The following is a 19,176-nucleotide window of genomic DNA, read 5'->3' on the forward strand; positions in this document are numbered from 1 at the left end:
AATATGCTATTCTATGGTTAAAAAGTTAATTAACATACTCAAATTAAGGAGGTAACAAAAGTGAACAAATCAGAATTAATCACAAGCATGGCTGAAAAGTCAAAACTAACAAAGAAAGATGCAGAATTAGTATTAAAAGCTTTTATTGAAACTGTAGAAGAAACACTTGAAACTGGAGAAAAGGTACAGCTAGTTGGCTTTGGAACATTTGAAACTAGAAAAAGAGCAGCTAGAATAGGAAGAAATCCAAAAACTAAAGAAGAAATTCAAATACCTGAATCAACAGTTCCAGTATTTAAACCAGGTAAAGAATTCAAAGAAAGAGTTAATAAATAAGATATAAGAATTTAAAATTTTTTCCAAAAAACCTAGGTTGAAAATCTAGGTTTTTTGTGTTTAGGAGGAAGAATGAGATTAGATAAATATTTAAAGGTTTCTAGAATAATAAAAAGAAGAACTGTAGCCAAAGAAGTTTGTGAAAGTGGAAGAGTATTTATAAACGGAAGAGCTGCAAAGGCAGGCAGTGAAGTAAAAGAAGGGGATTTAATAGAAATCAATTATGCAGAGGGTACAATGAAGGCTAAAGTATTAGATATTTCCTCCCATGCATTAAAAAATGAAGCAAAATACATGTACGAGATAATAAGTGAATAATATACTAAAAATCCATCTTAGAATATATTCTAGGATGGATTTTAAAATTTCAAAGTAATATAAAAAAAGTATAGAACATATAAATATTATGAGAAAGTAGAGGTGAGTTTTATGGAGAGAAAAGATATTAAAGTGACAGAAGAGAAGAGTACTTTAAAAATAGAGAGTAGAAAGAGGATATTTTTAGATGGAGTATCAGATGTAGTAAGTTTTAATGAAGAGCAAATAATACTAAATACTAATTTAGGCACTCTACATATAAAAGGAGAAGAATTAAAAATGAGTAAGTTGGATGTACAAAATGGAGATGTTATAATTAACGGAACTATAAATTCATGTATATATTTAAATAAGGAGAACAAAAAGAATAAGGAAAAGTTATTATCAAAGCTATTTAAATAGGAGGAAATATGATAATACCTATGGATCATCAACTGAATTTGGTAGTATTTAGCTTTCTTGCTGGATTTATTATAGGAATATTGTTTGACTTTTATAGAATAATTAGAGGATATAACGGGGGAAACAAAATAATAACCATGGTGGAGGACATATTATTTTGGATATTAGTATCCATTATAGTTTTTATATTTTTGTTATACACAAATTATGCATATATAGGATTCTATGTTTATTTATTCATAACATTAGGAACGTTATTTTATATAAAATTTATAAGTAAAAGTATTATTACTTTTTTAATCAACATACTGAGCATTGTTGGAAGAGTTTTTAGGGTGATTTTTAATATCATAATTATGCCTTTTGAGATATTGTTTTATAAAGTAAGAAAAAAAAATATAAAAAAAGATAAAAATGAAAAAATGACTTGAAGAAAGTTAGAAATAACATTAGAATATAGATACAAGACTAAATTAAAAGGTGAAAGGAAAAATTTCAATTATGGGGGTAAAAGTTAATAAGAAAAAGATTATTTGTATACTGTTAACCTTCTATGTGTGTTATATATTTGGGAAACAACAAATAATAATAAGCAATATAAACACCCAAATTGCAGAAAAAACTTTAGAACATGAAGAAGTAAAAATAAAAAATCAAAAAATGTTAGAAGAAATAGACATGACTAAAACAAACGATTATATAGAAAAATTAGCTAGAGAAAAACTTGGATTAGTTAAACCAGGAGAGAACACAGTAGTAGACAGCAAAAAATAATTTATTAAATTAAATTTTAAAATATAATTAAATTTTTAAGGAGGAATTTTTTTAATATGACCTTAAAATCAGGAAACATACTAGAAGGTACAGTAGTTAACATCACTAATTTTGGAGCCTTTGTCGAAGTAGACGGCAAAACCGGCTTAGTGCATATATCAGAGGTTTCTGATAGCTATGTAAAAGATATTAAAGATTACTTAAAGGAAAATGATAAAGTAAAGGTAAAAGTTATATCAGTGGATGAAAAAGGGAAAATAAGTCTTTCTATAAAGCAAGCAGAACCTCAAAAAAAGTCTTGCAGACCTATAGAAATTGATTGGGAGAAGGAAACTGATACCCATAGAACAAAAGATTTTGAAGATATCATGAGTAAGTTCTTAAAAGAAAGTGAGGAAAGATTACAAGATATAAGAAAAAATCAAGATACAAGAAATAGAGGATATAGAAAAAGTTCAACACAATAAAGATAGAAAAAGAGGCTCTAAAGCCTCTTTAATTATATAATTCAAAGGGTAAAATTATATAATTTATAATAATATATAAAAAAATAAAAAAATGTGTTGACATGTATATAATCATAATATATAATAGAACATGTCGTAAGAACACAAAAGGTTTTACGCAAGCCGAAGTGGCGGAACTGGCAGACGCACAGGACTTAAAATCCTGCGGTGTTTTGAAGCACCGTACCGGTTCGATTCCGGTCTTCGGCACCAATTTATAATGACGCGGGGTGGAGCAGCTGGTAGCTCGTCGGGCTCATAACCCGAAGGTCGTAGGTTCAAGTCCTACCTCCGCAACCAATAACAATTAAATAAAATGTGGCGGAATAGCTCAGCTGGCTAGAGCATTCGGTTCATACCCGAAGTGTCGTAGGTTCAAGTCCTATTTCCGCTACCATATATGCCGAAGTGGCGGAACTGGCAGACGCACAGGACTTAAAATCCTGCGGTGTTTTGAAGCACCGTACCGGTTCGATTCCGGTCTTCGGCACCAATTTATAATGACGCGGGGTGGAGCAGCTGGTAGCTCGTCGGGCTCATAACCCGAAGGTCGTAGGTTCAAGTCCTACCTCCGCAACCAATAACAAAAATAAAAAGTAGCAGAAAATCCTGCTACTTTTTTTATATAAAAAATTATATTTAATAAATTGAAACTGAATATTAAGTTAGATATGATAAATAAATGTCCTAAAAAATATTTTTAGCCTCACAGTAAATGACAAATATTTCCAAGTGGATTTGGTATAATATAGAAAAAGACTGGAGGCGATGATTAAGATGCAATATGGTATCGATATACTTCCTTATGAAAGAATAAAAAGAAGAGATGAGGAAGGAAAAAGTAGTAAAAATATATTAATTAAAGAACTAATAAAATTAATAGTTTATTTTTTAGCTAGTTTTTTAATAAGTAGAGTAGTAATGGTAAATTTAATGGCACCTTTTGGTATAGCATTCTTAATATCAAATATGTTAGAAGAAGAAAACAGTATAAAACTTACTTCGGCGTTAGGAACTATTGTAGGTTATATTTCTATACATAGTTCGGTAAAGGACATATGGATGTATTTAATTTTAGTACCATTAATAATTTTAAATTCATATATTTTGAGAAATAAAAAGGAAAAAAGTATTATAAAATCTGTGTTCATATTAGTATTTTTAGAAGTAACTATATATAATAGATTCAAACTTCATATTTCGCCACTTATGTCTATAACTAATTCAATTTTTCAAACCAGTTGTGTATTCTCATTATATTATATTATTAATTATTCAAAAATATGCGCAAAAGGATTTAAAACAAAACATTTATTTAATAGCGAAGAAATAATCAGTATGTGTATAACTTTATCATTAATAATATCAGGAGTAAGGGGATTAAATATATTTGGACTATCTATAAGAAATATAATAGCGTTATCTATAATAGTTATGATAGGATATATCAAAGGTAGCTCAGTAGGGGGAGCATGTGGCGTAGCAATGGGAGTTATTATAGGAATATCAACAAACGATATGACTACCTTCGTTGGAGTTTTTGGTATATGCGGTTTAATTTCAGGCATATTTAAAGAAAGTGGTAAAGTAATAAGTGGGTTATCCTATGTAGTAGCTTTTGCAATATTAAAATTATACTCTGATATTGGAATACAATTTGAATTTAGAGAGGTATTACTTGGGGGCAGTATATTTCTCCTAATACCTAATAAGATTTATAAAAAAATAGAAACTGACTTAGACTGGGAAATGAAAAGTGAGAATATAAAGGATGATTATATATCTAAAGTAAAGGATATAGTTCAAGAGAAATTAACAGAGTTTTCTCAATTGCTATTATATATGGGAGATACATTGGAGAATTTAGCAGAAAATCATAATCTACAGATGAAAAAGAAGAGTAGTTCAATAGTAGAAAAGCTAGCGGATAGAGTTTGTAGTGGATGTAATATGAAACATATGTGTTGGAAAAGAGAAGGATTTTACACTTATTCCGCTTTTTCAGAGCTTATTAACAACTTTGAGAATAAAAAGAAAGTTATACCAAATGAGATTGAAAGGAAATGTATAAAAAGATCAGTGCTAGTGAAGAATGCTGAGGAAATAATAAAGAATTATATTATAGATGAAATGTGGAAAAAGAGAATAAATGAGTATAGAAACTTTTTAGCAGAGCAGATAACAAATATATCTTATTCTGTTGAAGAATTGACAGAGAACATAAATTCTCAAGTGCATTTTAATAAATATCTTGAAAATGATATAAGAAGAATTTTAAATAAAAATAAAATAAAGTATCAGGACATTTTTGCATATAATGATAAGTTAGGTAAAATAATAGTTAAGATACACTTATCCCCTTGTGGAGGGAAGCAAAAATGTATAAAGGAAATATTACCTTTTATAAATAAAGTTACTGGGAAGATTATGTGTATTAGTGATGATTGTTGTAATATAGATTCTAATAATGAAAGATGTGAAATTACTTTAGAAGAAAGTCCTAAATACCATGTAGCTACTCACGCAGGAGCAGTATGTAAAGATGGTGAAACTTATAGTGGAGATAGCTATACCTATGGGAAATTAAAAGATGGTAAATATATAACTGTTATAAGTGACGGTATGGGTTCAGGGCCAGAGGCAGGGCAAGAAAGTAATGCTGCTGTAAATTTAATCGAAAAATTTGCTAAAATAGGTTTCGATAGAATTAATGCCATAAATATGGTTAATTCTTTAATGACTATAAATTTCTCAGAAAATGAAAAATTTTCAACTGTAGATTTAAGTGATATAAATCTATATACAGGAGAAGTAGATTTCATGAAAGTTGGTGCTGTACCGAGCTTTATAAAATCAAATGGCAAAGTAGAAGTTATAAGTTCTAAAACTTTACCAATTGGAGTTTTAGATAAGGTTGATGTGGATCTTGTAAAAAAAGATATAGATAATGGAGATATAATAGTTATGCTTAGTGATGGAGTATTAGATTATGATGATACGGAAATTGGAAAAGTTGACTGGATAGTAAAATATCTAGAAGAAACAAATATGAATAAACCTGAAGACATATGTAAGGATATAATGGAGAAGGCTAAACTATTAAGGAAAGGGAAAGTAAAGGATGATATGACAGTGGTAGTTTCTAAGGTGTACTCACTATATTAGTACTAAAGTAATAAACCAGAAATCTATAAAAACTATGATTTCTGGTATTTTTTATGATATAATTTTAATTATAAATTTAAGGAAGAGTGATTAAATGATAGACATAGTCCTAAATACAATACATAAATATAATATGATAAATAAAGGAGATAAGATAATAGTAGGAGTATCAGGTGGACCTGATTCTATGTGCTTATTACATATATTATATAGATTAAGGGATGAGTATAATTTAAATATTATAGCAGCCCATATAAACCATTGTCTAAGAGGAAAAGATGCAGATAATGATGAAAAGTATGTAGAAAACTTTTGCAAAAAATACGATATAGATTTTTATTCTACAAAAATAGATGTAGGAAAATTAGCCAAGAAAGAAAATATATCCTTTGAGGTTGCAGGAAGAGAGTGTAGATATGATTTTTTCAATAAACTAAAATTGAAATTTAATTGTGATAAAATTGCATTAGCACACAACTCTAATGACCAATGTGAAACAATTCTTATGAGGATTATGAGAGGAACAGGAATTGAAGGACTTGCAGGAATAAAAGCTATAAGAGATAATATATATATTAGACCTATAATAGAAGCAAGCAGGAAACAAATAGAGGACTATTGTGAAGAACATGAATTGGAAGCTAGAATAGATAAAACTAATTTAGAATCTATATATGCTAGAAATAAAGTAAGACTAGAGCTTATACCTTATATACAAGAAAATTTTAATCAAGACATAATAGCTGTAATAAATAGGATGGGAAATAATATTGATGTAGATAGAGAGTATTTGGATTTTGCAAGTGATAAAAAATTTTATCAATTTTGTACCAGTACTAAATATGAAGTAGTTATTAAAAAAGAAGCTTTTTTAGAGCATAAAGCTATAACTAGTAGAATTATAAGAAGAAGCATAAATAGATTAAAGGGTAACCTATATAATTTTGAGAGAGTTCATGTAGAGGATATATTAAATCTTCAAAAAGGATCTACAGGAAAGTTCATTACTCTTCCAGAAAAGATAAAAGCATTAAACAATTACGGAGATATACATATATTTTTTGAAGAATTTTCAGATAATAAGGGTGAGAACAAAGAGAAAGAACAAATATTAGAAATTGGAAATAACATAATAAATTCTAACATAAAGGTTCAGATTGAACTAACAAATGAAATACATAAAGATATAATGGGAAAAGATGTATATGTAAAGTATTTTGATTTCGATAAAATTAATGGTAATATAATGTTTAGGTACAGAAAAGATGGAGATAGATTTACATCTCTAGGAATGAAGGGAAGTAAAAAAATAAAAGATTTATTTATAGATTTTAAAATACCTAAACATCTTAGAGATTATGTTCCCTTAATATGTTTTGGAAATGAAATAGCATGGATTGTAGGATACAGAATAAGTGAAAAATTTAAAGTAGAGAAAAATACAAAAAATATACTAAAAATAAAAATAGAAGGAGAGAAAGAAAATGAACTGGTGTGAAGGCGACATAAAAGAGGTTCTTTATAATGAAGAAGAATTGAGAAAAAAAATTAAAGAAATGGGAAAGAAAATAACTGAAGATTATAAAGGAAAAGATTTAATATTAATTGGAGTGTTAAAGGGGTCTGTTATATTTATGGCAGATTTAATGAAGGAAATAAATATACCATGCAATATGGATTTTATGGCTGTGTCTAGCTATGGAAATTCAAGTGAAACCTCAGGAGTAGTGAGAATATTAAAAGATTTAGATTTTGAAATTGAAAATAGAGATGTACTTATAGTTGAAGATATAGTAGATTCTGGAGTAACATTAAGATATCTTGTTGACTATCTAAAAGGCAGAAAACCAGCTAGTATAGAAATAGTTTGTTTATTAAACAAAGAAGAAAGACGACAAAGCAATATAGATGTTAAATATATAGGTTTTGATGTTCCAGATTATTTCCTTGTGGGATATGGCTTGGATTTTGCAGAAAGGTATAGAAATTTACCATATGTAGCAATATTAAAAGAAGAAGTTTACAGTTAATTTACTATGGTTTTAATATCAATAATGTTGTAAAGCCATAATTCATATGATACAATTTTACAGTATAATTATTAACTAGTAGAAAGGGGGGCCATCCAATGAACAATAAAAAGTTTTCAAGTGCAACGGCCTGGGTTATTATTTTTGTTTTTGTGATTTTTGCATCTTTGTATTTAGCTAGAAACAATGAAACAGCAACAACTATTACATTCAATAAGTTTCAAAAGCATTGGATTAATAATGAGATAAAAAGTTTCGAAGTAAAAGAAGATAAAATGACTGTGTCAGGTAATTTGAAGGACGGGAGTCAATATGAAACTATAGTTCCCTTTGAGAGGTTAAATCAATTTATAAGTGCCCATGATAAAAATGGAGAAGTTATAGAAAAATATGCATTACCTGCAAAAACACCTATGTGGTTAAATTGGATACCGACGGCCTTAGTTATTTTAATGTTTGTGATATTTTGGTTTATGTTTATGCAACAATCGCAAGGTGGCGGTGGAAATAGAAATGTTATGAACTTTGGTAAAAGTCGAGCCAAGATGGCAACGCCAGACAAGCAGAAAGTCACTTTTAACGATGTGGCAGGTGCAGAGGAAGAAAAAGAAGAGTTAGCAGAAATTGTAGATTTTCTAAAACAGCCTAAAAGATATATTGAAATGGGAGCTAGAATACCTAAGGGAGTGTTACTAGTAGGTCCTCCAGGTACAGGTAAAACTTTACTAGCGAAAGCTATAGCAGGTGAAGCAGGAGTTCCATTTTTTAGTATATCAGGTTCAGATTTTGTGGAAATGTTTGTTGGGGTAGGAGCATCAAGGGTTAGAGATTTATTTGATCAAGCTAAAAAAAATTCAAGATGTATAATATTTATAGATGAAATTGATGCAGTTGGAAGACAAAGAGGAGCAGGATTAGGTGGAGGTCATGATGAAAGAGAGCAAACACTAAATCAGCTTTTAGTTGAAATGGATGGATTTGGAGTTAACGAAGGAATTATAATGGTTGCAGCAACTAATAGACCAGATATTTTGGACCCAGCCTTATTAAGACCGGGAAGGTTTGATAGACAAATATTAGTTGGAGCTCCGGACGTTAGAGGCAGAGAAGAAATATTAAAAGTACATTCAAGAAATAAACCTTTATCTGAGGAAGTAAAACTAGATGTATTAGCTAAAAGAACTCCAGGATTCACAGGTGCTGATTTGGAAAACTTAATGAATGAATCCGCATTATTAGCAGTAAGAAAAGATAAAAAACAAATAGACATGGAAGAATTAGAAGAAGCAGTAACTAGAGTAATAGCAGGACCTGAAAAGAAAAGTAGAGTCATAGATGAAGAGGATAGAAGATTGACGGCTTATCATGAAGCAGGGCATGCTGTAGTTATGAAATTATTACCTCATGCAGATCCAGTACATCAAATAAGTATAGTACCTAGAGGTATGGCAGGAGGATATACTATGCATCTTCCTGAAAAAGATAGAGCGTATATGTCAAAATCTAAGTTAGAAGAGGAAATAGTAGGATTACTGGGAGGAAGAGTAGCGGAAAAACTAATAATAGGAGATATAAGTACTGGAGCACAAAATGACATCGAAAGAGCAACTACTATAGCCAAGAAAATGATTATGGATTATGGTATGAGTGAAGTGCTTGGTCCAATAGCATTTGGAAGTGGGCATGATGAGGTATTCCTAGGTAGAGACTTTGGAAAATCTAAAGACTTTAGTGAAGAAGTAGCATCTAAGATAGATAAAGAAGTTAAGGGTATAATAGACACAGCATATGATAGAGCCCAAAACTTACTAATGGAAAATATAAATAAACTTCATGCAGTAGCCAAAGAGCTTCTAGAAAAAGAAAAATTAGAAGCAGAAGAATTTGAAGAAATATTTGAAAGTAATTAAAACAGAGGTTTCCCTCTGTTTTTTTATGTTATAAATATACTAATATTTTCTAATAAATGGTTAATATATGATATAATTTATATGAAGTAAAAATGGAAAAAGAAAAGGGATGAGTTTATGGCAATTAATTTAAAAGAAGGTATAAGTTCAATAGTTGAAATAACTGTTGAAGAAAAAGATACAGCTATAATCCATGGTTCTGGAGATTTGGAAGTATTGGCAACACCAGTTATGATAGGATTAATGGAAAAGGCATCTAAAATTTGTGTAACACCTTACTTAGAAGAAGAAACGACCACTGTAGGAATAGGTATAGATATTAAACATTTAAAAGCAACTCCTTTAAAAATGAAAGTAAGATCAGAAGCTACTTTATATAAAGTAGATGGTAAGAAACTATTTTTCAATGTTCAAGCTTGGGATGAAAAAGGAACGATAGGAGAAGGAACACATGTAAGATATATAGTAAATAGTAAAAAGTTTATGGAAAAATTGAAATAAGGATATAGGCTACAATATAAAGATATCTGTACTTTTTAATTTACAGATATCTTTTTTTAACTTATAATGGTTTGTGTAATATAAGAAATATGAATAATTATATAAAAATATAACATAATACAAAAGTAAACAATGTTATGTATTTTTGTAAGTACATATCAAAGGAGTGGTGAAGGCTAATGATATTAGTTTTAGATGCAGGTAATACTAATATGGTTTTAGGACTTTATGAAGATAAAAACCTTATAGCTGATTGGAGATTATCAACTGACCCTTTAAGAACTGCAGATGAATATAGCATACAAGTTATACAATTGTTTTTACAAAGTAATTTAAGACTAGAGGATGTAGAGGGAGTTATAGTATCATCAGTTGTACCTAATATCATGTATTCTGTAGAGCACATGGTAGCTAAGTATTTCAAGAAGAAGCCTATTATAGTAGGACCTGGCACAAAAACAGGTATAAATATTAAATATGATAATCCTAAGGAAGTAGGAGCAGATAGAATAGTTAATGCTGTTGCTGCTCATGAAATATATAAGAAACCGTTAGTTATAATAGATTTTGGTACTGCAACTACGTTTTGTGCGGTAACTCAGTCAGGAGATTATTTAGGAGGAGCTATAGCGCCAGGTGTAAAAATATCTTCTGAAGCATTATTTGAAAAAGCTGCTAAATTACCTAGAGTTGAGCTTATGAAGCCATCTAGCGTAATATGCAAAAATACTGTATCCAGTATGCAAGCAGGAATGACTTATGGATATGGAGGACTAGTAGATCATATAGTATCAAAAATAAAGCAAGAATTGATGGATTCAGGAGAAAAGGAACCTTTAGTAGTAGCTACAGGTGGTTTAGCTAAATTAATAAGTGAAGAATCAGAAACTATAGATATAATACACCCATTCTTAACTCTTGAAGGTTTAAGAATAATATATGAAAAGAATAAGGATTTGGATGCTTAATGAAAATATCTAGACTAGAACTGAAAGGGAACGTTTTTTTAGCCCCACTAGCAGGGGTTACAGATTTAGCTTTTAGAGGTTTATGTAAAAGAATGGGATGTACTCTTGTATATACGGAAATGGTAAGCGCAAAGGCTCTTTTTTATGACAGTGACAAAACCAAAGATATGTTACGCTTTTCTAAAGAAGAATTACCTATAGCAGTACAGATATTTGGCAAGGAACCAGATATTATGGCAAATGTAGTGGAAAAATATTTTAATAGTAACGATAATGTATGTTTGATAGATATAAATATGGGATGTCCAGCTCCTAAAATTGTAAAGAATGGAGAAGGATCAGCTCTAATGAAAAATCCAAAATTGGCATCAGATATTGTAGAGAGCATAAAAAAAGTTTCTACTAAACCAGTTACAGTAAAGTTTAGGAAGGGATTTGATAATGATAATATAAATGCTTTAGAATTTGCTAAAATAATGGAGAATTCAGGTGCAGATGCTTTAACCATACATGGTAGGACAAGAGAACAAATGTATCAAGGAAAAGCAGATTGGGAAATCATAAAGAAAGTTAAAGAAAGTGTTAAGATACCAGTAATAGGCAATGGAGATGTATTTACAGGTGAAGACGCAATAAATATGATTGAAAGTACTAATTGTGATGGTGTAATGGTAGCTAGAGGAGCTCTAGGAAACCCATGGATATTTAATCAAATAAGTGAAGCATTAAAAGGACAACAGATATTAGAACCTTCTCCAGATGAGATATTGGAGGTTTGTATAGAACATTTTAAAAGGGCTTTATATTATTATGATGAAAAAAAAGCAGTAAGAGAAATGAGAAAACATATAGGTTGGTATATAAAAGGATTAAAAAATTGTAGCAAAGTAAAAGATACTATAAATAAAGAAGTAGATAAGGATAAGGTATTAAATATATTAGAAGAATATAGAAAAGAATTTGTATAATGAAAATATAATTAGCATATACTTTATTGAATCAATTTAGGTTAAGAAGGTATATGAAAGATATAATATATATAAGTGGCTACAACCAAAATAAAATTTATAATAAAAATGATATTATTACGAATATAATTGATAAGATGAAAATAAAGTTTGATAGAAGCATTTTTATAAAAGATTTAGGTATAAAGATATTAAATGTAAAAATGCCATATAATATAAATTCGGTAGCATATAATAGAAATTTTAAAAGAATAATAGAGAGAAAAAGATATAAAGATTATTCCATAGCTCCAAAAGTATGGAGGAAAAAAGACTTTAAATATTTTAATAGTTTTCAAAAAGATTTATTTTCATATAGCGTAAGCAAAAGTATTCAGCTAATATTAAGGTTACAAAACAAAAGTATAAAAAATAGCACTATATTAGTATATGACCCTTTAGATGAAGGGATGAAAGAAATAATTAAATTTATTTGTATTATGGCAAAAAATTTAATTTTTTTAACAGAGGATATAAGTAAAGTTATTAAAATTTCAGAATGTATTTCTGCAAATTATGGGATAGCTCCGATAATAACAAAAGACAAAGAGTATGCATTAAAATATAGCGACTTTGTAGTAACTTCTAGAAATATAAAAACCTATGATAAACTAATTTGGTATATAGATAATCTTTATGAGGTAGATTGTAAAAGTATAAAGGCAGTTAATGATGTTTATTATAATGTACCATGGAATATTTTCAGTGAAAATAATATATCTATAGAAGTATTAGGAGCTATTTTAAATGAAATGGAAGAAAAAAATGTAGAAAAAGCACTAAAGTATAATGGAATTGAATTAAGAAATATTAAATTTAATGACAGAAATATAAATTTTACTAGATACTAAGTTGACATTAAAATTATGCTGATTTATAATAACGTCAATGATTTTGACGAAAACTATTATTTTTATAAAAAAGATCTAAAAGGAGAGAATGACATGAGTGATTCAAAAAAGTATGTTATGACATATGAAGGGGTAAAAAAACTAGAGGAAGAATTAGAATATTTAAAGACCGTTAAAAGAAAAGAAATTACACAAAAAATAAAGGTTGCACTATCCTTTGGGGACCTAAGTGAGAACTCAGAATATGATGAAGCTAAAAATGAACAAGCTTTTGTTGAAGGCAGAATAATTCAGCTTGAAAATATGCTTAAAAATGCTACCATAGTAGATGAGAATGAAATGCCAGCCGATACTGTAAATGTTGGAAGTATAGTGAAAGTTAAAGATTTTGAATTCAATGATGAAGAAGAATTTATAATAGTAGGTTCAGCTGAAGCAGACCCATTAGAAAACAAAATTTCTAATGAATCACCAGTTGGCAAAGCTTTAATAGGCAAAAAAGCAGGAGAAAAAGTAGAGGTAATTGTACCTGATGGTATAAGTAAGTATGAAATAATATCAGTAAGAAGAAATTAATTGGAGGAATGCTAGCATGTCAAATGAAGAAAAGAATTTAATGAATGAAGAACAAGAATTTAATCAGCTTATTCAAGAAAGAAGACAGAAGTTTTTTGATCTTCAGGCTGAAGGAAAAGATCCTTTTGAAGTAACAAAAGTAGAAAGAACTCATACTTCCGAAGAAATAAAAAGTAATTTTGAAGAACTAGAAGATAAAGAGGTTACTGTAGCTGGAAGACTAATGTCTAAAAGAGTACATGGTAAAGCTGGTTTTTCCGATATTCATGATAGATATGGGAAAATTCAACTTTATATTAAAATAAATGATGTAGGAGAAGAAAGATTAAAAGAATATAAATCTTTTGATATAGGAGATTTTGTTACTATTACAGGAACGGTATTTAAAACGAGAACGGGAGAAGTTTCTATACACATAACAGACTTTAAGCTTATAGCAAAGTCTTTAAAGCCATTACCAGAAAAATGGCATGGACTAAAAGATCCGGATTTAAGATATAGACAAAGATATGTAGATTTAATTGTAAACGAAGATGTAAGAGATACTTTCATGAAAAGAACTAAAATAATAAAATATATGAGAGAATTTCTAGATGCTAAAGATTACATAGAAGTAGAAACACCTGTACTATCACCAATAGCAGGGGGAGCAGCAGCTAGACCTTTTACAACACATCACAATGCATTAGATATAGATATGTATTTAAGAATTGCTACTGAACTTTATTTGAAAAGATTAATAGTTGGTGGATTTGAAAAAGTATATGAAATAGGTAAAAACTTTAGAAATGAAGGAATAGATATTAGACATAACCCTGAGTTTACAATGATTGAATTATATGAAGCATATGCAGATTATAATGATATGATGGAAATAACAGAAAATATGGTAGCTTATATAGCGGAAAAGGTTTGTGGAAATACAAAAGTAAAATATGAAGAAACAGAAATAGAATTTAGACCTCCGTGGAAGAGAATCACAATGGTAGACTCTGTTAAAGAATATTCTGGAGTAGATTTCAACGAAATAAAAACAGATGAAGAAGCAAGAGAGCTTGTTAAAGGAAAAGACTTTGAATTAAAGAAAAAATTAGAAGACTGTACAAAAGCAGATATTTTAAATCTTTTCTTTGAAGAATATGTTGAAAAGAATTTAATTCAACCTACTTTTGTATGTGATTATCCAGTTGAAATATCTCCTTTAAGTAAGAAAAAGAATGATAACCCTGAGTATACAGAAAGATTTGAAGGATTTGTGTACGGAAGAGAATTATGTAATGCATATACTGAGTTAAATGATCCTATAGTACAAAAAGAGAGATTTATTCAACAATTAAAAGAAAGAGAATTAGGTGATGACGAAGCATTTATGATGGACGAAGACTTTATTAATGCTTTAGAAATAGGTATGCCTCCGACAGGTGGCTTAGGGATAGGAGTAGACAGATTAGTTATGTTCTTAACAGATTCTCATTCAATAAGAGATGTAATTCTATTCCCAACTATGAAGCCAACACATAATTAATAAAAAAAACTGCGACACAGTTTTTTATTAAGTGAACAGTAAACAGTGAATAACTATGGATAAATTTTTCATTATCATTATAAAAAACTTTAAAATACATAAAATTTTTACGTTGATTATTCATTGTTTATTGTTATTTGTTCATTAAATAAAAAAAGTGGTTGCATTATAAAAAATATGTGTTATAATAGTTATTGTATCAACGTTCCGTGGTAGCTCAATGGTGGAGCATTCGGCTGTTAACCGAAGGGTTGAAGGTTCGAATCCTTTCCACGGAGCCATTTTTATTTTTTGACTATTGATAAAATTAACATATTTGATAGAATATATTATAATTGAATATACCACGATGATAGAGAAGAGTAACTATATAAACTTTAAAGAGAGGTTATGGGTGGTGTAAATAACTAAGTTTTTATTGTGAATGGAGCTCAAGAGTGTAAAATGTAGAGCAGGGCTGTTGCCAAAAAGGGTGGAACCGCGGAAGTTTTCTTTCGTCCCTTATGGTAGCAGTTTTTTTTATACAAAAAAATAAGATTATTAATAATTAAGGAGGATAATAACATGACAGTTGAAAAGACTATGGATAAGATAGTAGCATTAGCTAAAAATAGAGGATTTATATTTCCTGGGTCTGAAATTTACGGGGGTCTAGCAAACTCTTGGGATTATGGTCCCCTAGGAGTAGAGTTTAAAAATAATGTTAAAAAAGCATGGTGGAAAAAGTTTGTTCAAGAATCACCATATAATGTAGGGATAGATGCAGCAATACTAATGAACAGAGAAGTATGGGTAGCGTCAGGACACGTTGGGGGATTTTCAGATCCTTTAATGGATTGTAAAGAATGTAAAGCAAGATGTAGAGCAGATAAATTAATAGAAGATTATATGCAAGATAAAGATGAAAACTTTGAAAGTGCAGATGGATGGAGTAATGAACAACTAAAAGATTTTATAGATAAAAATAATATAGCATGTCCTAAATGCGGAGAACATAATTTTACTGATGTAAGAAAGTTTAATTTAATGTTTAAAACTTTTCAGGGAGTAACAGAAGATGCTCAATCAGAAATATTTTTAAGACCAGAAACAGCTCAAGGAATATTTGTTAATTTTAAAAACGCTATTAGAACTACCAGGAGAAAAATGCCTTTTGGAATGGCACAAATAGGTAAATCCTTTAGAAATGAAATAACTCCTGGAAACTTTACCTTTAGAACTAGAGAGTTTGAACAAATGGAATTAGAGTTTTTCTGTAAACCAGGAACAGATTTAGAATGGTTTGAATATTGGAGAGACTATTCATGGAACTTTTTATTATCACTTGGACTTGCAAAAGATAATTTAAGAATAAGAGAGCATGCAAAAGAAGAGCTAGCTTTTTATAGTAAAGCTACTGTAGATATAGAATATTTATTCCCATTTGGATGGGGTGAATTATGGGGTATAGCAGATAGAACAGATTATGATCTAAAGCAACATATGAATCATTCAGGAAAAGACTTAACTTATTTAGATCCAGAAACTAATGAAAAATATCTTCCTTATTGTATAGAGCCATCACTAGGAGCAGACAGAGTTGCCCTTGCATTTTTAGTTGATGCATATGATGAAGAAGAACTTGATGGAGGAGATAGTAGAACTGTTTTAAGATTGCACCCAGCATTAGCACCATTCAAAGCGGCTATTCTTCCATTAACTAAAAAACTTAAAGATAAATCATTAGAAGTTTATAGCATGTTGAGTAAATACTTTAATGTGGATTATGACGAAGCAGGAACTATAGGAAAAAGATATAGAAGAGAAGATGAAATAGGAACTCCTTATTGTATAACTATAGATTATGATACATTAGAAGATAACACTGTAACTATTAGAGATAGGGATTCTATGGATCAAATAAGAATAAATATAGATGAATTAGTAAAATATATATCAGAAAAAGTTGAGTTTTAGAATTTATAATAATAAAGAGAGGAGTTAAGATATCTTAACTCCTCTCTTTATTTAAAAATACTTAAAAAAAGACCGGATTTTTTATCCGGTATAAATAGGGTTTAATCATGGGGATATGTTATATGTTCAATTAAAACTTGGGGAATTATATTAATGTTTCCTTACGGCACGTTTATTAGTATATCATCATGTTTTATACAATGCAATACTCAGAAGTGAAGTCTTTAAATTAAATATTTTCTAATAATTTCGACATAATTAAACAGAATTTTTTTGAAAGAAGTAGATATAAATTTTATAAATTCAATTAGCTTAGAGTATAATTTTAGTGAGTAAAAGTGTTATAATTATTTATAATAAAAATGAGCATGGAGGGAAAAATGAATAAGGACTTTAATGAATTCAAAAAATTTATATACAATAAGAAAGTAGCTATAATAGGTTTAGGTATTAGCAATATGCCACTAGTAGAATTTCTTTCTAATTTGGGGGCTAGAGTAACTGGCTTTGATAAAAAAAATGAAAATGAATTAGAAAATAATATAAATGAATTAAAAGCTAAGGGAGTCAATTTTGAATTAGGAGAAAACTATTTAGATAAGCTTTCAAATTTTGATGTTGTTTTTAGAACGCCATCTATGAGGACAGATCATCCTATTTTAATAAAAGCTAAATCTGAAGGAGCGTATATAACTTCTGAAATGGAAGAATTTATAAAATATTGTCCAGCAAAACTGTTTTGTATAACAGGAAGTGATGGTAAAACTACTACAACTACTTTAATATATAATATATTAAAAACTGAAGGATATACTGTTTGGGTAGGCGGAAATATAGGAAATCCTTTATTTACTAAAATTGAAGAGATAAAAAAAGATGATAAAGTGGTTTTAGAATTATCAAGTTTCCAACTAATGTCTATAAAAGAACCTATAGAAGTAGCACTTGTAACAAATGTATCGCCTAATCATTTAGATATTCATAAGGATATGGAAGAATATATTAAAGCTAAAAAGAATATTTTTAAATATCAAAGAGAAAATGACCTCTTAGTAATTAATGAAGATAATAAAATAACTAAATCTATGGAAGAAGAATGTAGAGGAAGATTACTTAAATTTAGCATGAAAGAAAAATTAAAAGAAGGATCATTTTATTATAATGAAGATTTGTATATTAATGAAAAAAAAGTGTGTAATGTAAGTGAAGTAAAATTGAAGGGTATGCATAATGTAGAAAATTTATTGGCTGCTTTTTCTTGTGTTAGTGAAGATAGTAGTATAGATAGTATGAGAGAGGTAGCTAAAAACTTTAACGGGGTGGAGCATAGATTGGAATTTGTTAAAGAAATTCAAGAAGTCAAATATTTTAATGATTCCATTGCATCAAGTCCAACTAGAACATTAGCAGCATTACAATCCTTTGATAGACCTGTTATTTTAATTGCAGGAGGATATGATAAAAAGATATCTTTTGAGGTTTTAGCTAAAGAAGGAATTTCTCATATAAAACATTTAATCCTTCTGGGAGATACCAAATACAAAATAGAAGAAGCTTTTAAAAAGGTAATGAGAGATAGTAGTGAAGATTTGCCTATTTCTATTTGTAATTCTATAGAAGAAGCTATAAATATAGCTAAAGAGAATGGAGAATCCGGAGATGTAGTAACTTTATCTCCAGCTTGTGCTAGTTTTGATATGTTTAAAAACTTTGAAGAAAGGGGAAATAAGTTTAAAAGCATTATAAGGAATTTGTAATTATTTTATAGTTTATGGATATAATACTCCTGAAGTCATTAAAATCAGGAGTATTAATTTTGTTTATATAAAACAACTGAATCAAGTGTATCTTTATGCGAAATATGTAGAAAAAGCTAAAAATAAGAATTAAATAAAAGATAATTCTGTAGAATAAGATGTCAACAATACATAGGTAAATTCAAATGTGTTAGAATGAAATACGTTGTTGAGAGAAAACAACGCAGAGATTTAAAAGCAACATATTTATTGAAACAAATATTCAATAAAAAAAAGTGTTGACAAGTTTAAAAAAAACTTGTATACTGTAAAAGTCGCTTGAGTGCGACAGACAAATAGGTCTTTGAAAATTAAACAGAGAAATAAGCCAGTCGATTCTTATTGAGAATCAAAAAATAGTAATTGAGCAAGGTTTTATCAATTATATATAGTTGATAAAGACTAAACTTTTAAATTGAGAGTTTGATCCTGGCTCAGGACGAACGCTGGCGGCGTGCTTAACACATGCAAGTCGAGCGATGAAGCTTCCTTCGGGAAGTGGATTAGCGGCGGACGGGTGAGTAACACGTGGGCAACCTGCCTCAAAGAGGGGAA

At 29.2% G+C, this 19,176-nt stretch carries 18 protein-coding genes, 6 tRNA genes and 1 rRNA gene; all 25 read left to right on the forward strand.

What is annotated here, in order from left to right:
* The first annotated feature begins 42 nt into the window (after positions 1–42).
* Positions 43–336, forward strand: coding sequence for an HU family DNA-binding protein (locus B5D21_RS12415; RefSeq protein WP_158001433.1), 294 nt, complete (start codon positions 43–45; stop codon positions 334–336).
* 72 nt (positions 337–408) lie between these two features.
* Positions 409–654, forward strand: coding sequence for an RNA-binding S4 domain-containing protein (locus B5D21_RS12420; RefSeq protein WP_035110637.1), 246 nt, complete (start codon positions 409–411; stop codon positions 652–654).
* Positions 655–765: 111 nt separating this feature from the next.
* Positions 766–1,056, forward strand: coding sequence for a sporulation protein YabP (gene yabP / locus B5D21_RS12425; protein WP_035110636.1), 291 nt, complete (start codon positions 766–768; stop codon positions 1,054–1,056).
* An 8-nt stretch (positions 1,057–1,064) separates the two neighbouring features.
* The gene (gene yabQ, locus B5D21_RS12430; RefSeq protein WP_035110635.1) at positions 1,065–1,487 is read left to right on the forward strand and encodes a spore cortex biosynthesis protein YabQ; all 423 of its coding nucleotides are present in this window, start codon (positions 1,065–1,067) and stop codon (positions 1,485–1,487) included.
* 70 nt (positions 1,488–1,557) lie between these two features.
* Entirely contained in the window at positions 1,558–1,830 is a 273-nt protein-coding gene (locus tag B5D21_RS12435) for an FtsB family cell division protein (protein ID WP_035110633.1), read from the forward strand.
* A gap of 56 nt (positions 1,831–1,886) precedes the next feature.
* On the forward strand, positions 1,887–2,297 hold the full coding sequence (locus B5D21_RS12440) for a S1 domain-containing RNA-binding protein (RefSeq protein ID WP_011098519.1): 411 nt from the start codon (positions 1,887–1,889) through the stop codon (positions 2,295–2,297).
* A 161-nt stretch (positions 2,298–2,458) separates the two neighbouring features.
* A tRNA-Leu gene (locus tag B5D21_RS12445) sits at positions 2,459–2,549 on the forward strand.
* 11 nt (positions 2,550–2,560) lie between these two features.
* Positions 2,561–2,636, forward strand: a tRNA-Met gene (locus tag B5D21_RS12450).
* Between the two features lie 20 nt (positions 2,637–2,656).
* Positions 2,657–2,733: transfer RNA gene (locus tag B5D21_RS12455), tRNA-Met, on the forward strand.
* Positions 2,734–2,738: 5 nt separating this feature from the next.
* A tRNA-Leu gene (locus B5D21_RS12460) sits at positions 2,739–2,829 on the forward strand.
* Between the two features lie 11 nt (positions 2,830–2,840).
* A tRNA-Met gene (locus B5D21_RS12465) sits at positions 2,841–2,916 on the forward strand.
* Positions 2,917–3,113: 197 nt separating this feature from the next.
* On the forward strand, positions 3,114–5,501 hold the full coding sequence (gene spoIIE, locus B5D21_RS12470) for a stage II sporulation protein E (protein ID WP_035110629.1): 2,388 nt from the start codon (positions 3,114–3,116) through the stop codon (positions 5,499–5,501).
* Positions 5,502–5,595: 94 nt separating this feature from the next.
* The gene (gene tilS, locus B5D21_RS12475; protein ID WP_011098521.1) at positions 5,596–6,999 is read left to right on the forward strand and encodes a tRNA lysidine(34) synthetase TilS; all 1,404 of its coding nucleotides are present in this window, start codon (positions 5,596–5,598) and stop codon (positions 6,997–6,999) included.
* Positions 6,986–7,531 carry a hypoxanthine phosphoribosyltransferase gene (gene hpt / locus B5D21_RS12480; RefSeq protein ID WP_011098522.1) on the forward strand — a complete coding sequence of 182 codons (546 nt, stop codon included), beginning with the start codon at positions 6,986–6,988 and terminating at the stop codon, positions 7,529–7,531. The genes tilS and hpt overlap by 14 nt, the downstream gene beginning before the upstream one ends.
* A gap of 98 nt (positions 7,532–7,629) precedes the next feature.
* Positions 7,630–9,441, forward strand: a complete 1,812-nt coding sequence (gene ftsH / locus B5D21_RS12485) for an ATP-dependent zinc metalloprotease FtsH (protein ID WP_011098523.1) — start codon at positions 7,630–7,632, stop codon at positions 9,439–9,441.
* Positions 9,442–9,558: 117 nt separating this feature from the next.
* A complete protein-coding gene (locus B5D21_RS12490) occupies positions 9,559–9,942 on the forward strand; it encodes a thioesterase family protein (protein WP_011098524.1) in 384 nt (127 codons plus the stop codon).
* A gap of 179 nt (positions 9,943–10,121) precedes the next feature.
* A complete protein-coding gene (locus tag B5D21_RS12495) occupies positions 10,122–10,910 on the forward strand; it encodes a type III pantothenate kinase (RefSeq protein ID WP_011098525.1) in 789 nt (262 codons plus the stop codon).
* Entirely contained in the window at positions 10,910–11,878 is a 969-nt protein-coding gene (dusB, locus tag B5D21_RS12500; protein ID WP_011098526.1) for a tRNA dihydrouridine synthase DusB, read from the forward strand. The genes B5D21_RS12495 and dusB overlap by 1 nt, the downstream gene beginning before the upstream one ends.
* A gap of 53 nt (positions 11,879–11,931) precedes the next feature.
* Entirely contained in the window at positions 11,932–12,768 is an 837-nt protein-coding gene (locus B5D21_RS12505; protein ID WP_035110625.1) for a hypothetical protein, read from the forward strand.
* Positions 12,769–12,861: 93 nt separating this feature from the next.
* Entirely contained in the window at positions 12,862–13,344 is a 483-nt protein-coding gene (gene greA / locus B5D21_RS12510; RefSeq protein ID WP_023437032.1) for a transcription elongation factor GreA, read from the forward strand.
* Positions 13,345–13,360: 16 nt separating this feature from the next.
* On the forward strand, positions 13,361–14,869 hold the full coding sequence (lysS, locus tag B5D21_RS12515) for a lysine--tRNA ligase (RefSeq protein WP_011098529.1): 1,509 nt from the start codon (positions 13,361–13,363) through the stop codon (positions 14,867–14,869).
* A gap of 206 nt (positions 14,870–15,075) precedes the next feature.
* Positions 15,076–15,150, forward strand: a tRNA-Asn gene (locus B5D21_RS12520).
* A gap of 283 nt (positions 15,151–15,433) precedes the next feature.
* On the forward strand, positions 15,434–16,825 hold the full coding sequence (locus tag B5D21_RS12525) for a glycine--tRNA ligase (protein WP_011098530.1): 1,392 nt from the start codon (positions 15,434–15,436) through the stop codon (positions 16,823–16,825).
* 380 nt (positions 16,826–17,205) lie between these two features.
* Positions 17,206–18,582 carry a UDP-N-acetylmuramoyl-L-alanine--D-glutamate ligase gene (gene murD / locus B5D21_RS12530; RefSeq protein WP_035110621.1) on the forward strand — a complete coding sequence of 459 codons (1,377 nt, stop codon included), beginning with the start codon at positions 17,206–17,208 and terminating at the stop codon, positions 18,580–18,582.
* A 450-nt stretch (positions 18,583–19,032) separates the two neighbouring features.
* A 16S ribosomal RNA gene (locus B5D21_RS12535) occupies positions 19,033–19,176 on the forward strand; the annotation flags it as partial.

It is taken from the genome of Clostridium tetani, from assembly GCF_900167265.1.
Classification (GTDB): Bacteria; Bacillota; Clostridia; order Clostridiales; family Clostridiaceae; genus Clostridium_G; species Clostridium_G tetani.

Excerpts from the sequence above, each read along its gene's own strand:
- B5D21_RS12420 (WP_035110637.1), top strand. The coding sequence starts at position 409 with ATGAGATTAGATAAATATTTAAAGGTTTCTAGAATAATAAAAAGAAGA.
- yabP (WP_035110636.1), top strand. The coding sequence starts at position 766 with ATGGAGAGAAAAGATATTAAAGTGACAGAAGAGAAGAGTACTTTAAAA.
- yabQ (WP_035110635.1), top strand. The coding sequence starts at position 1,065 with ATGATAATACCTATGGATCATCAACTGAATTTGGTAGTATTTAGCTTT.
- B5D21_RS12435 (WP_035110633.1), top strand. The coding sequence starts at position 1,558 with ATGGGGGTAAAAGTTAATAAGAAAAAGATTATTTGTATACTGTTAACC.
- B5D21_RS12440 (WP_011098519.1), top strand. The coding sequence starts at position 1,887 with ATGACCTTAAAATCAGGAAACATACTAGAAGGTACAGTAGTTAACATC.
- spoIIE (WP_035110629.1), top strand. The coding sequence starts at position 3,114 with ATGCAATATGGTATCGATATACTTCCTTATGAAAGAATAAAAAGAAGA.
- tilS (WP_011098521.1), top strand. The coding sequence starts at position 5,596 with ATGATAGACATAGTCCTAAATACAATACATAAATATAATATGATAAAT.
- hpt (WP_011098522.1), top strand. The coding sequence starts at position 6,986 with ATGAACTGGTGTGAAGGCGACATAAAAGAGGTTCTTTATAATGAAGAA.
- ftsH (WP_011098523.1), top strand. The coding sequence starts at position 7,630 with ATGAACAATAAAAAGTTTTCAAGTGCAACGGCCTGGGTTATTATTTTT.
- B5D21_RS12490 (WP_011098524.1), top strand. The coding sequence starts at position 9,559 with ATGGCAATTAATTTAAAAGAAGGTATAAGTTCAATAGTTGAAATAACT.
- B5D21_RS12495 (WP_011098525.1), top strand. The coding sequence starts at position 10,122 with ATGATATTAGTTTTAGATGCAGGTAATACTAATATGGTTTTAGGACTT.
- dusB (WP_011098526.1), top strand. The coding sequence starts at position 10,910 with ATGAAAATATCTAGACTAGAACTGAAAGGGAACGTTTTTTTAGCCCCA.
- B5D21_RS12505 (WP_035110625.1), top strand. The coding sequence starts at position 11,932 with ATGAAAGATATAATATATATAAGTGGCTACAACCAAAATAAAATTTAT.
- greA (WP_023437032.1), top strand. The coding sequence starts at position 12,862 with ATGAGTGATTCAAAAAAGTATGTTATGACATATGAAGGGGTAAAAAAA.
- lysS (WP_011098529.1), top strand. The coding sequence starts at position 13,361 with ATGTCAAATGAAGAAAAGAATTTAATGAATGAAGAACAAGAATTTAAT.
- B5D21_RS12525 (WP_011098530.1), top strand. The coding sequence starts at position 15,434 with ATGACAGTTGAAAAGACTATGGATAAGATAGTAGCATTAGCTAAAAAT.
- murD (WP_035110621.1), top strand. The coding sequence starts at position 17,206 with ATGAATAAGGACTTTAATGAATTCAAAAAATTTATATACAATAAGAAA.